The sequence below is a fragment of the Rhizobium sp. Rhizsp82 genome (assembly GCF_047325115.1).
Lineage (GTDB): Bacteria > Pseudomonadota > Alphaproteobacteria > Rhizobiales > Rhizobiaceae > Rhizobium.
This window is the reverse complement of the sequence record NZ_CP168570.1, coordinates 1,734,794-1,749,964: the sequence shown is the minus strand read 5'-3', so window position 1 is coordinate 1,749,964 and position 15,171 is coordinate 1,734,794. Positions and strand designations below refer to the sequence as shown.

The following is a 15,171-nucleotide window of genomic DNA, read 5'->3' as shown; positions in this document are numbered from 1 at the left end:
CCGCCGGGAGTGATCGATGCCCAAATCGGTTTTTCGGTTCCTGTCGCGGCAGCCGGAAGCAGTCGAGCTGGAAAACAGCCGCTATGCCCTGCGGCTGCCCCGCTATCAGGACTTCAACCAGTGGCACAGGCTGCGCTCGGACAGCCGCCGGTTCCTGGAACCCTGGGAGCCGACCTGGCGGCGAGACGAACTGACGGAGGGCGCCTTCCGCGCCCGCGTCATCCGCGGCAAGCAGGAATATGCTTCCGGACAGGCGATCCCACTCTTCCTGTTTTCCAAGCCCGAGATGGAACTGCTCGGCGGCATCACCATCGGCTATATCCGCCGCGGGGCGGCGCAAAGCTGCATGATCGGCTACTGGATGGGCGAGAAGCACGCCGGCCAGGGCCATATGTTCGCCGCACTTCAGTTGGTTATACCCTATATCTTCGCAGGGCTTGAGTTGCACCGTATCGAAGCAGCCTGTATTCCAGACAACGCACGGAGCATTCGCCTGCTTGAAAAAGCCGGGTTTCAGCGGGAAGGCTATCTGCGCGGATACTTGAAAATAAACGGTCAGTGGCATGATCATGTGATGTTTTCACTGCTCGCCACCGATCCGGATACAGGCAGGAAAACCGACAGCCGATGACCACGAACCGCATGCTGCACACATCACCGTCCGGCCGATTGATCGCGGTGATCGCAGCCTTCTTCCTGTCGGTGCTTGCGCTGGCTGCAGGCACCGCGCATGCGGCTGAACCGGTCAAGATTTCGCGTGACGACACGGCGCTCGACCTGACCAAGACCACTGAAATCTATGCCAACCAGGGGGAAGCCTTCCAGGTTTCCACCGCAGCCGGTGCCGATGGTATCCGGCGGCGTATTGAGGTACGTGCCAGCTCGGACAACCACCAGGGCGACTGGGCGGTATTCGCACTTGCCAACCTTTCGGAAGAGCAGCTGGAGCGCGTCATCGTCGCCCCGCATTTCCGCCTCGTCAATTCCAAGCTTTTCTGGCCGGATCTCGGCTCGCAGCGCATCATGGCAATCACGCCGAGCGAGGGCTTTGCGCTCGACCGGCAGCCGAGCGACGAGGCCGACGTCTTCCGCATCACGCTGAACCCGGGCGCCGTCATCACCTTCGTCGCCGAGCTCACCAGCCCCGATCTGCCGCAGATCTATCTCTGGGAACCCGACGCCTACAAGGACACGATCAACGCCTTCACGCTCTATCGCGGCATCGTGCTCGGCATTGCCGGTCTGCTGGCGGTGTTCCTGACCATCCTGTTCGTCGTCAAGGGAACCTCGATGCTGCCGGCGACGGCCGCGCTCGCCTGGGCGGTGCTCGGCTATATCTGCGTTGACTTCGGCTTTCTCGGGAAACTGATCAGCATCGCTTCGGCAGACCAGCGAATATGGCGCGCCTGCGCGGAAGTGGCGCTGGCCTCGAGTTTCGTGATCTTCCTGTTCACCTATCTGAACCTCAACCGATGGCACACGCATCTCGGCTACGCGACGCTTGCCTGGGTGCTTGGTCTCGCCCTGCTCTTCGGCGTGGCGATCTACGATCCGTCGATCGCCGCCGGTATCGCCCGCCTGTCCTTCGCGCTGACGGCGACGATGGGCCTGGTGCTGATCGTCTATCTCGGCCTCAACCGCTATGACCGCGCGATCCTGCTCGTGCCTGCCTGGGCGCTGATCCTCGTCTGGATCTTCGGGGCGTGGCTGACGATCACCGGCCGGCTCGACAACGACATCATCCAGCCCGCGCTCGGCGGCGGCCTCGTCCTCATCGTGCTGCTGATCGGCTTCACCGTCATGCAGCACGCCTTTGCAGGCGGCGCCTTCCAGCAGGGGCTGTTCTCCGATCTGGAGCGGCAGTCGCTGGCGCTGACCGGCTCCGGCGACATGGTCTGGGACTGGGACGTGGCGCGCGACCGCGTCGTCACCATCCCCGATGTGTCCGTCAAGCTCGGGCTTTCGCCGGGAACCATGCATGGGGCGGCGCGCAACTGGCTGCCGCGGCTGCATCCTGACGATCGCGACCGCTTCCGCGCCACGCTCGACGTTCTGCTCGAGCATCGCCGCGGGCGCCTGAACCACGAATTCCGCATCCGCGCCGAGGACGGCCATTTCCATTGGCTGTTGATCCGCGCCCGGCCGGTGCTCGGCTCCAACGGCGAGATCATCCGCTGCGTCGGCACGATCGTCGATGTCACGGAACAGAAGAACTCCGTCGAGCGGCTGCTCCATGACGCGCTGCACGACAACCTGACCGGCCTGCCGAACCGCCAGCTGTTCCTCGACCGCCTGCAATCCGTTCTGGCGCTGGCGCCTTCCGGCGAGACGCTGCGGCCGACGGTAATGGTGATCGATATCGACCGCTACAAGCTGGTCAACGACGCGCTCGGCGTTGCTGCCGGCGACAACATCCTGATCGCGTTGACGCGCCGCCTTCGCCGCCTCTTGAAGCAGCAGGATACGCTGGCGCGCCTTGCCGGCGACCAGTTCGGCCTGATCCTGGTCTCGGAACGCGATCCGGCGAAGATTGCCGATTTTGCCGATGCGATCAGCAAGGCGATCATGGTGCCGATCAACTTCTCGAACCGCGAGATCATCCTGACCGCTTCGATCGGCCTCGCCTCCTGGGTGGACCAGCAGGAAAACGCATCGGGCATGCTGAGCGATGCCGAGCTTGCGATGTATCGCGCCAAACGCGCCGGCGGCAATCGCGTCGAGCCGTTCCGCCCCGCCTTCCGCGATTTCGGCGCCGACCGTCTGCAGCTGGAATCCGACCTGCGCCGCGCCATCGAGCGCAAGGAGCTGTCGATGGTCTATCAGCCGATCGCCGGGCTGGAGAATGTCGAGATCGCCGGTTTCGAGGCGCTGATGCGCTGGGAGCATCCGAAGCGCGGCAATATCCCGCCATCGGAATTCATCCCGATCGCCGAAGCCTCCGACATTATCGGCCCGCTCGGCCTATTCGCGCTCGAGCAGGCGACCAACGACCTGATGGGCTGGCAAAACCAGACCGGTGAATTGCCGATCTTCGTTTCGATCAATCTCTCCAGCGTCCAGCTGCTCAACAACGAACTCTATGACGACGTGCGTTCGGTGCTTGCCAAGACGCATTGCGAACCCTCGCGCCTGAAGCTGGAGCTGACGGAGTCGATGGTGATGGAGAACCCGGAACAGGCGCGCCTGGTGCTGCAGAAGCTCAAGGAAGCTGGTCTCGGCCTGGCGCTCGACGATTTCGGCACCGGCTACTCCTCCCTCTCCTATCTCACGCGCTTCCCGTTCGATACGATCAAGCTTGACAAGGCGCTGGTGCGCGACGACAGCGACAAGAAGGCGACCATCCTGCGCTCGGTCATCAACATGGCCCGCGAACTCGACATGAAGGTGGTGGCCGAAGGGATCGAGTCCAACGAGGATGCGATCGAGCTGGCGAAGATGGGCTGCAGCTACGGCCAGAGCTACCTCTTCGGCCCGCCGATGCCGTCGGAATCGGTTCTGCGGCTGCTGAAGGAACGCTTTCCGCTGACGAAGCGGGCTTGAGCCGAGAGTATCTTTTCGCGGGAATTCGCTCGGCGATACAATTCCCTATGGTTGCAAATTGCGACAGAACGATGTGGCAAAGGCGTCACGTTTAAGGCGCTTTGCCACTTTTTTATACGTGTGCGTTTAGCATATAATTGACGAGACCCGCTCCGCGCGGTCTTACTGTTTCCGTTGACAATCGGCGCGTTCCCTCTCCGGCGTCCCCCTCGCGGCACCGCACGCCTCGCGCCACATGCGAGCCAACCGCAAGGCAGGCTCTGAAACGGAGACAAGCATGAAAATCAAGAGCCTTCTTCTCGGCTCCGCTGCTGCGTTCGCAGCAGTTTCCGGCGCCCAGGCTGCCGACGCCATCGTCGCGGCCGAGCCGGAACCCGTGGAATATGTCCGCGTCTGCGACGCGTACGGAACAGGCTACTTCTACATACCGGGCACCGAGACCTGCCTGAAGATCGGCGGCTATCTGCGCTTCGAAGTCGGCTTCGGCGCCGGTGATGGTTATGACAACAACGGCCCGGGCGGCGGTGGCGGTGAGGACTGGGAAACCCACACCCGTGCCCACGTCTCGTTCGACGCCAAGAGCGATACCGAATACGGCACGCTGACCAGCCGCATCGTGCTCGAAGCGAACCGCTTCTCGGGCGGCCCCTTCGGCTCATCGGGTGCGGAGTTCGTCGGTGCAGGTAACTCTGCTTTCGGTACCGAAGACTCGATGTTTATCGACGAGGCTTATATCGATCTCGCCGGATTCCGTGCCGGCCGCTTCGCGAGCTGGTGGGATAACGACTTCTCCGGTGAATCCGACCTGATGACCGGTATCGACACCAAGTGGAACGCGATCCGCTACGAATATGACAGCGACAGCTTCAATGCCGGTCTGTCATTTGAAGATCTCGGCTCCAACTTCGACAACGACAATAACGGTCTCGGCATCGACGCCATGGTCGGTGGCAAGGCCGGAGGCTTCACCTGGCAGGTTTATGGCGGCTATGATGCAGATGCCCAGGAAGGCTCGGTAACAGCACGCATCGGTGCCGAAATTGGCCCCGGCCTGTTTGAACTTGCCGGTCTTTATTCGAGCGGTCCGAACACCTATTACGAGGCCAGCGAATGGGCGGTGATCGCGCAATATGCGCTGAAGATCAACGACAAGTTCACCTTCACGCCGGAAGTGCAATATGCCGGCCGAATTCGTGAGGCCGACGACGAGTATCACGGCGGCAACATGTGGCGTGCCGGTGCGACGCTCGACTACAAGATCGTCGACAACCTGACCCTGCACACTGCCGCCACCTATGTCGCCGAGAACCACGACTTCCCGGGCACCGACGACTCGCATTACGTCGAAGGCTTCGTGCGCCTCGAACGTGATTTCTGAGACGACTTGTTTCACAGTGAAAGAAAGACCCGGCGCAAGGCCGGGTCTTTTGCTTTTGCCACTCAGGCAGACTGCGGCACCCGCGCGATCACCTTGATCTCGAAATCGAAGCCCGCCAGCCAGTTGACGCCGACGGCGGTCCAGGTGGGGTAAGGCGCTTCGCCGAGAAAGGTCTCGCGGATCGCCATGAAGGTCTCGAACTGGTTTTGCGGATCGGTGTGAAAGCTGGTGACGTCGATGACGTCCTCGAACGTGGCGCCGGCAGCTTTCAGCACGGCATTGAGGTTTTCGAAGGCGAGCTTCACCTGGCGCTCATAATCCGGCTCCGGCGAACCGTCGGCGCGGCTGCCGACCTGGCCGGAGACGAACAACAGGTCTCCTGAACGCACGGCCGCGGAATAGCGGTGCGCGGTGTAGAGGGCGTGGCGGTCAGCTGGAAAGATTGCTTCGCGTTTGGTCATGTCTAACTCCTGATGACAAAGCGGACCCCGCGGGCAGACACGCGCCTGCCCGGCCTTGCACGGTGATCTGTGGTGAGGTCCGCACTTAACAAGTGGCAGCGATTTTGATATACGCTCCGTATGCGCATATGTTTGCATACGCCTCGTATGTCAATATGCATACGGGGCGTATGTTCGATTTCAGGAGAGTGCCGTGGTTGGAAAACGCCGCGCTGAAATGATGGAAGAGACCCGGGCCAAGCTTATCCAGGCGGGCCGGAAGGCTTTTGCGACAAAGGGTTATGCCGCATCCTCGATGGACGATTTTACCGCCGAGGCCGGGCTGACGCGCGGCGCGCTCTATCATAATTTCGGCGACAAAAAGGGTCTGCTGCAGGCGGTGATCGACCAGATCGATGCGGAAATGCTGGTGCGGATGTGCGCCGCGCAGAAACAGGCACCGACCCGCTGGGAGGGCTTTCTGGCCGAGGGGATCGCCTATATCGAGATGGCGCTCGAGCCGGAGATCCAGCGCATCATGCTGCTCGACGGTCCCGCCGTTCTCGGCGATCCCTCGCAATGGCCGAGCCAGAACGCCTGCCTGACGACGACGGCGGCGACGATCCAGGCGCTGATCGATGAAGGCACGGTCAAACCTGTCGATGCGGAAGCTGCCGCCCGCCTCTATAACGGCGCGGCGCTGAATGCGGCGCTGTGGATCGCCGCGGAAAAGGATTCCGCCGAGGTCTTCGCGAAGGCCGTCGAAGCGTTCAAGCAGCTCGCCAGCGGCCTCCTGAAGACGCCTGCCTGATCAGGCGGCCGCGCGCTGCCATTCCATATTGGCGCCCTGGATCAGGGCATGCACATAATCGAGCTTGGCGATGACGGGCGGCGAGAGCACGAAGGGATAGGAATCCGGCTGGCCCATGCTGCGCTGGATGGCATTGACGGCGACGCTGAGCGGGATCCAGGCGCTGGCGAGCTGTTCGGCATCCTTGGCTCTGTAAGGCTGAAAATCGACTTCCGCCGCCATCTCCTCGTGACCGCGCGGATCGATGGCGATGCCGAAGGCGCGCGCCGTTTCCAGCGTGTCGACGATATGCAGGTAGTGCGCGAAGCACTCGGCGAAATCCTCCCAGGGATGGGAGGCGGCATAGGCGCTGATGAAGCTCTCCTGCCAGCCGAGCGGCGCGCCATTGGCATAGTGGTTCTGAAGGGCGGCGCCATAATCCTGGCGCTCGTCGCCGAAGACGGCGCGGAAGGCATCGAAGCCATTGCGGTCACGCACCAGCTTGTTCCAGATGAAATGCCCGGTCTCGTGGCGGAAGTGGCCGAGCAGCGTGCGGTAGGGTTCGTCCATGGCGTTGCGCGCCAGCTCGCGCGTCACATCGTCGGCCTCGGCGGCGCGGATGGCGATCAGCCCCTCCTCGTGGCCGGTCATGGCGGGCACGACATTGCCGTCGTTCTGCACCACGTCCTCCAGGAAGTCGAAGACCAGCCCGCCCTGCGGATCTTCCTCGCGGTCGGGATGCGACAGATGCCAGCGCAGCAGCGAATAGAAAAGATGGCGCTGCGCTTGGCTGATGCGGCGCCAGCGGTCGATGCCGTCCTGCGTGTTGGTGTTGGGCACCAGCCGGTTATGCCGGCAGGCAATGCAGAAGGGATTGGGATCATCGGCGGAGGTCAGCCAGTTGCAGATATCGAGAGCGGCATTGGCGCAGAAGCGCACCGCCCTCTGCGGCCTCGCGACCAGCTGCCAGGCCACGTCATCGCGCGGCTCCAGCGCGTGCATCGCCAGATCCTCGGGCAGGAAGCCCAGGCGGTGATTGCAGCGCACGCATTGGCGATTGTCGAAATGGACGACCTGATCACAGTTGTCGCAAGCGAAAAGTCTCATGGAAGCACCCCGGCACGAACGGACGAAAAATGCCTGCCGCGCCGCTGCGCAACAGGCATGTGTCATGGAAATGGAAGGATGCTTACATCCGGTCGACGGCGTCCTTCAGCTTGTCCTTGGCCTTGCCTGCCGCGACCTGGGCCTTGCCCTTGCCTTCCTGGACTGCGCCCTTGGCCTGCATGCTGCGGTCGCCGGTCATCTTGCCGGCAGCCTGCTTGGCCTTGCCTGCAATCTCGTTGGTCTTGCCGGAAATCTTGTCGCTGGTGCTACCCATATCAGATGCCTCCTATCGCGCCGGGGCGAGCTTGCCCTGGCTTGCGGAAGGACTAACGTCAGCTATCTGAATTCGTTCCGAAGAAAGTCAGGCGTGGCCGGCTTCGGCAGAGAGCATCGCCGCCGTGACGCCCATGCCCGCCAGAGCCCGCTCGTATTTGTCATCGAGGCTGCGATCGAAGATCAGCGCTTCGTTGGCCGCGCAGGTTAGCCAGCCATTATTGCCGACTTCGGTTTCCAGCTGGCCGGCACCCCAGGAGGAATAGCCGAGCAGCATGGTGGCGCGCTTGGGACCGCCGCCCTTGGAGATGGCGCGGACGATATCGAGCGTCGCCGTCAGGCAGATATCGTCGCTGACGGGGATGCTGGAATCGCTCAGATAATCATCGGAATGCAGCACGAAGCCACGGCCGCTCTCAACCGGGCCGCCGGTCTGGATCGGGAAGTCGCGGGCGTGATCGGGAAGAACGATGGAATCGCTGTCCTTGATCATTTCGAGATGCAGCAGGACGTCGGTAAAGGTCAGGCTCTGCGGCCGGTTGATGACGAAGCCCATGGCCCCGGCATCGGAATGCGCGCAGATATAGACCACCGTGCGCGCAAAATTCCTGTCTTCCATGCCGGGCATGGCAATCAGGAACTGCCCGTCGAAAAAGCCGCGTTCCCGTCTGTTCTTCAGCGTCGATAAGGACATAATTCCTCCTGCTGCCAGACCGCGTGAAAAGGCCCCGACACAGGAAACATGGGGCAATGTCACAAATCAATCAACCGAAAATGAAGAATTAGAATCACTCCTCATATGGCAGCCTGTAGCACTTTTCGATAAACCTTTGTTCCATGAAGATTATTTCTTTTACGCGCCGGATCATCCGCGGCCTCGGTCTTTCTGCCGCAGCCCTCCTCAGCCTGGCAGCCGCCGCGCAGGCGGAAATGAGCGACTGGGTCGATAACGAGGGCGGCCGGATGCGGCTGATTGCGCTGCCGCCAGAGCGCGACGGAACGATCCATGGCGGCCTGCAAATCGAGCCGAAACCCGGTTGGATCACCTATTGGCGCGAGCGCGGCAGCAGCGGTATTCCGCCGCAGATCACCGTGGCGCCCGAAAGCGGCGTGACGCTGAAGGAGATCCGCTATCCGGTGCCGAAACATATCAACGACGGCAAGGTCGACGACATCGGCTACGATGCCCCGGTCGTATTGCCGCTGACCTTCAAGGCGGACGGCGATGGTGCGCCCGGCGCGATCAAAGCCACCGCCTTCATCGGCATCTGCAAGGAACTCTGCGTGCCCTTTCAGGCGGCCTTCGAGCTGCCGCTTTCGGACGCAAAGCAATCGCGCCCGGAGGAAGAGGCGTTGCTGGAACAGGCGGAGAAAGCCCTTCCCGAACAGGCCTCTTCCGGCTTCCAGGTCGTATCGCACAAGATGTCTACCGACATGAAGGAGCTGTGGCTGGAGATCGCCCTTCCCGGCGGCGGCGACACGGCGCCGCAGGTGATCGTCACCGGGCCGAACGGCTATGTCTTCACCAAGCAGCTGATGAGCAAGCGCGACGGCAAGACCTTCTCGACCTCGGTCGCGATCGGCAAACTGCCGCGCAACTATGCGCTCAAGGGCAAGACCTGGCATGCGCTCGTCATCGACGGTGGCCGCGCCATGGAGACACCGCTTGCCTTTGAGTGACCGGCTCCTATAGTCCCCACCGACCCCGCGGCATCTGCCGCTTCATCATCTCAACGAGGAGAGTTTCATGAGCATCGCAATCGGCGACAAGCTTCCGGCCGCCACCTTCAAGGAAAAGACCGCCGACGGCCCGGTCGAGATCTCGACCGAGCAGCTGTTCAAGGGCAAGCGCGTCGTGCTCTTCGCCGTACCCGGCGCCTTCACGCCCACCTGCTCGCTGAACCACCTGCCGGGCTATCTCGAAAACCGCGACACCATTCTCGGCAAGGGTGTCGATGACATCGCCGTCGTCGCCGTCAACGACTGGCACGTGATGAGCGCCTGGGCACAGCAGTCCGGCGGCGCCGGCAAGATCCATTTCCTGGCCGACTGGGACGCCGACTTCACCAAGGCGCTCGGCCTCGAAGCCGACCTCTCCGCCGGCGGCCTCGGCGTCCGCTCCAAGCGCTACTCGATGCTCGTCGAAGACGGCGTCGTGAAGTCGCTCAACGTCGAGGAAAGCCCGGGCCAGGCAACGGTTTCGGGTGCAGCTGCGATGATCGAGCAGCTTTGAGGATTGGGGCGGCGGACTGGGGTTCGCCGTCATTCACGTAAGAAGAAGTGATCGATATCGCGATGACCTTCGAGGATGTCGATCACCTCCAACACGTCACCGACATAACGAAAGAAGATGACGTAGTTGCCCAGTGTAGCGCTTCGGATATCTTTCCCAAGCTCGGGCCGAGGACGGCCCATATGACCCGGCAGATTTGCCAAGTCCCTACATCTCTGGCGCAAAGCGGAGACTAGGTTTTCAGCGCTTCGCCATCCCGCCTGCTGCTCGACGTAATCGAGGATCGAGAGTATGTCGGCCTTGGCGCTTTGCAGATAGCGGAGCCGGGCCACCTATCTTACTTGCCTCTCAATGCCACAAGGCGTGCTTCAAGCGCGGCGCCTAACTCGTCATCGCTTACGTCTCCACCTGCGGCGATAGACGCGTCCAGCGTTTGCCGCAAGCTCGCCAGCTTGGCCTCGCGCTCCTCCACCAGTCTAAGTCCCTCGCGCACGACCTCGCTCGCTGAGCCATACCTTCCGTCCTCAACGACCTTCTCTACGAAGTCTTCCCAGCGTTTTCCGATCGACACATTCATGGGTGGGCTCCTTTGGCGGCATTCTAAGCGATAACAAAAAATGCGCAACAAATAGCATCCCGTAGAACGCTTGCACCCGCCCCGCTTTTGCCATAAACGTTACAACATAACAGTAATGTTATTACATTTTAGAAAGCCTGCAATGCCTCACCCCCTCCCCAATCTGCTCCGGCAATCCGCCTTTGCGCGCGCCGGTTTCGTGTTGTTGCTGATCGCCTCTCTCTGGCTGGCGATCTATTGGGCGGCGGTGTTGCCGTGAGCGATCCCCTGATCGAGCTTGAGAATGTCACCGTTACCTATGACCGGCATCCGGCGGTGCATCATGTCTCCGGCAGCATCCGCGAGGGTAGCCTGACGGCGATTGCGGGGCCGAATGGGGCGGGGAAGTCGACGCTTTTGAAGGCCCTGGTGGGGGAGCTGAGACCGGCGGCCGGGATGATCCGGCATCGGCTGGCGCGGCTTGATTTCGGCTATCTGCCGCAGGCGGCCGATATAAACCGGCGGTTTCCGATCTCGGTTCTCGATACCGTAATGCTCGGCGCATGGCGGCAGGCGGGTGCGTTCGGGCGCGTCTCGGAGGCCGAGCGGCTGAAGGCGCTGGAAGCGCTTTCGGCAGTCGGGCTCGATGGTTTCGACAACAGGCATATCGGCTCGCTGTCGGCCGGGCAGTTTCAGCGGGTGCTGTTTGCGCGGCTGCTGCTGCAGGATGCGCGGGTGATCCTGCTCGACGAGCCCTTTACCGCAATCGATGCGCGCACCACGCGCGACCTTCTCGATATCGTCGCCCGCTGGCATGGCGACGGGCGCACGGTGATTGCGGTGCTGCACGATTTCGAACAGGTACGGGCGCATTTTCCGGAGACGATGCTGATCGCCCGCGAGCTGATCGGCTGGGGGCCGACAGCCGAAGTGATGTCGGCGGCGAACCTGATGACGGCGCGGGCGATGGCCGAGCGCTGGGACGAGGAAGCCGCCATCTGCGAGCCTGCCGCATGACCGCCTACGATATCTTTCTCGCACCTTTCGCCGATTACGGCTTCATGCGCCGGGCGCTCGTCGCCTGCCTCTGCCTCGGGCTCGGATCCGGGCCGATCGGCGTTTTCCTGATGCTGCGGCGCATGAGCCTGATGGGCGATGCGATGAGCCATGCGGTGCTCCCCGGTGCTGCGATCGGCTATCTCGTCGCCGGCTCGCTGTCGCTGACGGCGATGGGGATCGGCGGGCTGGTGGCCGGGCTGTCGGTGGCGCTGCTTTCGGGCGTCGTCAGCCGCATGACCGTGCTGCAGGAGGATGCCAGCTTTGCCAGCTTCTATCTGGCGTCGCTGGCGCTGGGCGTCCTCATCGTTTCGCTGCGCGGCTCCAATATCGACCTGCTGCATGTGCTGTTCGGCACGATCCTGGCGATCGATACGCCTGCACTTCTGCAGATCGGCACGATCACCTCGCTGACGCTGCTGGTGCTTGCCGTCATCTACCGGCCGCTGGTCGCCGAGTGCTTCGATCCCGGCTATCTGCGCGCGGTCGGCGGGCGCGGGCCGGTCTATCACTTCCTGTTCCTGCTGCTCGTCGTGCTGAACCTCGTCGCCAGCTTCCAGGCGCTCGGCACGCTGATGGCCGTCGGGCTGATGATGCTGCCGGCCGCAATCGCCCAGCTCTGGTCGCGCAGCCTGCCGCAGATGATGGTGATCTCGGTCCTCAGCGCCACGGCGTCGGGCTATCTCGGCCTGATCGCCTCCTACCATCTCGAGCTCGCCTCCGGACCGACGATCATCATGACGGCGGCGAGCCTCTACGCGCTTTCGATCCTCTTTGCGCCATCGGGCATCGCCCGGCGCCTCTTCCCCCGCCCCCATCTCAAGGGCTGAATCCAAGGAGACTGACCATGCTATCGCGTACCCTGCTTCTATCCGCCGCCCTGCCGGCGTTGCTTGCCGCCTCGGCGATCCCGGCTTCTGCCGAGACGCTCAAGGTCGTCGCCTCCTTCACCGTGCTTGCCGATGTCGTCAAGCAGGTCGGCGGCGATCATGTCAGCGTCACCAGCCTCGTCGGCCCGAACGGCGACCCCCATGAATTCGAGCCCTCGCCTGCCGATGCCAAGCATCTGAAGGCGGCGCAGGTGACCTTCGTCAGCGGCGAAGGCCTGGAAGGGTGGATGGACCGACTGATCACCGCTTCCGGCTACAAGGGCACGCCGGTCACGGCTTCCGAAGGCATCAACACGCGGACGATGGAAGAGGACGGCAAGACCGTGACCGATCCGCATGTCTGGAACAGCCCGGTCAACGTCAAAGTCTGGGTGGTGAATATCGAGAAGGCACTCTCGGCTGCCGATCCGGCCGATGCCGCCGCCTTCAAGACCAATGCCGACCGCTACACGAAGAAGCTCGACGAACTCGATGCCTATGCGCATTCGAAATTCGACACAGTCGCCGACGATCGCCGCAAGGTGCTGACCAGCCACGACGCCTTCGGCTATTTCGGCCGCGAGTATCAGGTGAGCTTCCTGGCTCCGCTCGGCGTTTCCACCGAGAGCGAAGCCTCGGCTGCCGACGTCGCCAAGCTGATCGAACAGATCAAGGCCGAGAACGTGAAGACCTACTTCTTCGAAAACTCGAACGACCCGCGCCTCGTCAAGCAGGTGGCGAAGGCAACCGGCGCAAAGCCCGGCGGCGAGCTCTATGTGGAATCGCTCTCGGACGCCAAGGGACCGGCGCCGACCTATGAGAAGATGTTCCGCTACAATGTCGACCAGATCGCCGCGGCGATGGCAAAGTCGAGCTGAGTACGGACGGCCGCGGAGCGATCCGCGGCCTTTTCCTCAGACGTTGAGGTCGAAGACCAGGAGGCCGCCGAGGCCGCCATCGACGGATTCGACGATCTTCTCGCCGACCGCGACATGTTCAGGATGGATGAGATAGGCGTCACGCGCTTCCGGGCTCTCGAAGGTGACCACGAAGCCTTCGACGAAGCCGCCATGCAGGCCCTCGGGCGAGACGTTCGGGCCATGCTTGATATCGATGATCCCCGGAATGACCTGCTGCAGCGCAACGACCGAGGCGAACAGTGCCTGCTTCTCTTCGCCGGTCATGGCGGCCTTCAGCCGCAGAAATACGCAATGCAGGATCATATGGTTCCTCCCAGTTTCTGCGCGGCAGCATAGTGGGAATGACACCGAGGGCAAGCCCGCCAGAAATGGCGGGTCCGGTTTAAATCCCGCATCGCGGGCAAGGTGCCGCACGCTTTCCATCCCCGGATACATTTATTAGCAATAGCTTGTGGATGCGTTTGCGCAGGCGCAAAATGCCGCCCCGATGGGACGGGGGCTCCCATCGTAGGGAGGACCATCATGGATGATATGAACCTCACGACCCTGCAGAAGGGCCATAAAGTCATGCGCGCCGATGCGATCGAGGCCCTTGCGGCGGGATTGCGCGGGCGGCTGATCACCAAGGCGGATAGCGACTACGACGAGGCCCGGACGATCTGGAATGCGATGATCGATCGCAAGCCGGGGATGATCGTACGCTGCGCCGGCGCCAGCGACGTCATCAAGGCTGTCCGCTTCGCCCATGACAATCACCTGCTGCTCGCGGTGCGCGGCGGCGGCCACAACATTGCCGGCAATGCGGTCTGCGATGGCGGCGTGATGATCGATCTCTCGGCGATGCGATCCGTCTGGGTCGATCCGGCGACGCGGCGCATGCGGGTGGAGCCAGGTGCCACGCTTGCCGATGTCGATGCGGAAACGCAGGCTTTCGGCATGGTTCTGCCGACCGGCATCAACTCGACGACGGGCATTGCCGGCCTGACGCTCGGCGGCGGCTTCGGCTGGACGACGCGCAAATACGGGCTGACGCTCGACAACCTGATCTCGATGGATGTCGTCACCGCTGACGGCAGGCTGAGGCGGGTCAGCGAGAAGGAAGATCCCGATCTCTTCTGGGCGCTGCGCGGTGGCGGCGGCAATTTCGGCGTCGTGACCTCCTTCGAATTCCGCCTGCACGATCTGCCCGGCAATGTGCTCGCGGGCCTCGTCGTTCATCCCTTTGCCGATGCCGAGATGGTGCTGAAGCAGTATCGCGCCGCACTCGAGAAGGCGCCGGACGAGCTGACCTGCTGGGCGGTGATGCGCCAGGCGCCGCCCCTGCCCTTCCTGCCCGCCGAATGGCACGGCAAGGAAGTCCTGGTGCTCGCCATGTGCTATTGCGGCGATCTCGCCGCTGGGCAGGCAGCAACGGCGGAGCTTCGCGGGATCGGCAAGCCGATCGCCGATGTCGTGGGGCCGGTGCCCTTCGCCGCCTGGCAACAGGCCTTCGATCCGCTGCTGACGCCCGGCGCCCGAAACTACTGGAAGAGCCAGGATTTCGCGGCGCTCTCTGATCAGGCGATTGCCGTGCTGCTCGATGCGGTGCGCAAGCTGCCGGGGCCGGAATGCGAAATCTTCGTCGGCCATGTCGGAGGTGCCGCCGGCCGGATCGCCGGCGAGGCGACGGCTTTCCCGCAGCGCAGCTCGCATTTCGTCATGAACGTCCATGGGCGCTGGCGCGACAAAGCCATGGATCAGAAAGGCATTGCCTGGGCGCGAGGGCTTTTCGAAGCCACCAAGCCGCATGCGATCGGCACGGCCTATATCAACTTCATGCCCGAGGACGAGGCGGACCGGGTGGAGAAGGCCTATGGCAAGAACTACCGGCGGCTGGCCGAGATCAAGCGGCACTACGACCCGGAAAACCTGTTCCGCATGAACCAGAACGTCAAGCCACTGCCGGAGATGCGGGCGGCAAGCTGACGGCGCGCTGGCTCAGGCGGCTTGCCATGAACAGGCCGGCGGAT

At 62.7% G+C, this 15,171-nt stretch carries 17 protein-coding genes; 10 read left to right on the top strand and 7 right to left on the bottom strand.

Annotation, left to right across the window (positions count from 1 at the left end; genetic code table 11):
* Positions 1–16 precede the first annotated feature (16 nt).
* The 3 genes from ACEN84_RS13350 (at position 17) to ACEN84_RS13340 (ending at position 4,918) form a co-directional block, all read left to right on the top strand.
* Positions 17–631, top strand: coding sequence for a GNAT family N-acetyltransferase (locus tag ACEN84_RS13350; RefSeq protein ID WP_112712823.1), 615 nt, complete (start codon positions 17–19; stop codon positions 629–631).
* A complete protein-coding gene (locus ACEN84_RS13345) occupies positions 628–3,540 on the top strand; it encodes an EAL domain-containing protein (RefSeq protein ID WP_413711117.1) in 2,913 nt (970 codons plus the stop codon). Before ACEN84_RS13350 ends, ACEN84_RS13345 begins: the two co-directional genes overlap by 4 nt.
* A gap of 277 nt (positions 3,541–3,817) precedes the next feature.
* The gene (locus ACEN84_RS13340; protein WP_413711116.1) at positions 3,818–4,918 is read left to right on the top strand and encodes a porin; all 1,101 of its coding nucleotides are present in this window, start codon (positions 3,818–3,820) and stop codon (positions 4,916–4,918) included.
* A 62-nt stretch (positions 4,919–4,980) separates the two neighbouring features.
* Here the strand turns inward: ACEN84_RS13340 and ACEN84_RS13335 are convergent, their stop codons facing one another.
* Complete coding sequence (locus ACEN84_RS13335; RefSeq protein WP_413711115.1) at positions 4,981–5,379, bottom strand: RidA family protein; 399 nt, start codon at positions 5,377–5,379, stop codon at positions 4,981–4,983.
* A 217-nt stretch (positions 5,380–5,596) separates the two neighbouring features.
* Between ACEN84_RS13335 and ACEN84_RS13330 the strand changes: the two genes are divergently transcribed.
* A complete protein-coding gene (locus tag ACEN84_RS13330; RefSeq protein ID WP_112712831.1) occupies positions 5,597–6,169 on the top strand; it encodes a TetR/AcrR family transcriptional regulator in 573 nt (190 codons plus the stop codon).
* Here the strand turns inward: ACEN84_RS13330 and ACEN84_RS13325 are convergent, their stop codons facing one another.
* From ACEN84_RS13325 to ACEN84_RS13315, 3 genes are all read right to left on the bottom strand, one after another.
* Positions 6,170–7,255, bottom strand: a complete 1,086-nt coding sequence (locus ACEN84_RS13325; RefSeq protein WP_413711114.1) for a putative zinc-binding metallopeptidase — start codon at positions 7,253–7,255, stop codon at positions 6,170–6,172.
* A gap of 82 nt (positions 7,256–7,337) precedes the next feature.
* The gene (locus ACEN84_RS13320; protein ID WP_413711113.1) at positions 7,338–7,529 is read right to left on the bottom strand and encodes a CsbD family protein; all 192 of its coding nucleotides are present in this window, start codon (positions 7,527–7,529) and stop codon (positions 7,338–7,340) included.
* Positions 7,530–7,616: 87 nt separating this feature from the next.
* A complete protein-coding gene (locus ACEN84_RS13315) occupies positions 7,617–8,222 on the bottom strand; it encodes a YqgE/AlgH family protein (RefSeq protein ID WP_112712837.1) in 606 nt (201 codons plus the stop codon).
* A gap of 143 nt (positions 8,223–8,365) precedes the next feature.
* On the opposite strand from ACEN84_RS13315, the gene ACEN84_RS13310 reads away from it, so the two are divergent.
* Together ACEN84_RS13310 and ACEN84_RS13305 are read left to right on the top strand one after the other, a co-directional pair.
* Positions 8,366–9,208: a protein-disulfide reductase DsbD domain-containing protein gene (locus ACEN84_RS13310; RefSeq protein ID WP_413711112.1), complete on the top strand. Its 843-nt coding sequence runs from the start codon at positions 8,366–8,368 to the stop codon at positions 9,206–9,208.
* 67 nt (positions 9,209–9,275) lie between these two features.
* The gene (locus ACEN84_RS13305; protein ID WP_413711111.1) at positions 9,276–9,761 is read left to right on the top strand and encodes a peroxiredoxin; all 486 of its coding nucleotides are present in this window, start codon (positions 9,276–9,278) and stop codon (positions 9,759–9,761) included.
* 29 nt (positions 9,762–9,790) lie between these two features.
* On the opposite strand, the gene ACEN84_RS13300 is transcribed toward ACEN84_RS13305, so the two are convergent.
* Both ACEN84_RS13300 and ACEN84_RS13295 read right to left on the bottom strand, forming a co-directional pair.
* On the bottom strand, positions 9,791–10,093 hold the full coding sequence (locus ACEN84_RS13300) for a type II toxin-antitoxin system RelE/ParE family toxin (protein ID WP_413711110.1): 303 nt from the start codon (positions 10,091–10,093) through the stop codon (positions 9,791–9,793).
* Positions 10,094–10,098: 5 nt separating this feature from the next.
* Positions 10,099–10,338: a type II toxin-antitoxin system ParD family antitoxin gene (locus ACEN84_RS13295; protein ID WP_112712845.1), complete on the bottom strand. Its 240-nt coding sequence runs from the start codon at positions 10,336–10,338 to the stop codon at positions 10,099–10,101.
* A 255-nt stretch (positions 10,339–10,593) separates the two neighbouring features.
* Here ACEN84_RS13295 and ACEN84_RS13290 point away from each other — a divergent pair, with 255 nt between their 5' ends.
* Genes ACEN84_RS13290 through ACEN84_RS13280 form a run of 3 tightly spaced genes read left to right on the top strand, consistent with a single transcriptional unit; the run spans position 10,594 to position 13,120 of the window.
* On the top strand, positions 10,594–11,334 hold the full coding sequence (locus tag ACEN84_RS13290) for a metal ABC transporter ATP-binding protein (protein WP_413711109.1): 741 nt from the start codon (positions 10,594–10,596) through the stop codon (positions 11,332–11,334).
* Positions 11,331–12,203, top strand: coding sequence for a metal ABC transporter permease (locus tag ACEN84_RS13285; protein ID WP_413711108.1), 873 nt, complete (start codon positions 11,331–11,333; stop codon positions 12,201–12,203). The genes ACEN84_RS13290 and ACEN84_RS13285 overlap by 4 nt, the downstream gene beginning before the upstream one ends.
* 17 nt (positions 12,204–12,220) lie before the next feature.
* On the top strand, positions 12,221–13,120 hold the full coding sequence (locus tag ACEN84_RS13280; protein WP_112712849.1) for a metal ABC transporter solute-binding protein, Zn/Mn family: 900 nt from the start codon (positions 12,221–12,223) through the stop codon (positions 13,118–13,120).
* Between the two features lie 36 nt (positions 13,121–13,156).
* Here ACEN84_RS13280 and ACEN84_RS13275 read toward each other — a convergent pair whose 3' ends face one another.
* Positions 13,157–13,465 (bottom strand): Dabb family protein, encoded by a 309-nt coding sequence (locus tag ACEN84_RS13275; protein WP_112712851.1) that lies wholly within the window; start codon positions 13,463–13,465, stop codon positions 13,157–13,159.
* Between the two features lie 219 nt (positions 13,466–13,684).
* Here ACEN84_RS13275 and ACEN84_RS13270 point away from each other — a divergent pair, with 219 nt between their 5' ends.
* Complete coding sequence (locus ACEN84_RS13270; protein WP_112712853.1) at positions 13,685–15,127, top strand: FAD-binding oxidoreductase; 1,443 nt, start codon at positions 13,685–13,687, stop codon at positions 15,125–15,127.
* Positions 15,128–15,171 lie beyond the last annotated feature (44 nt).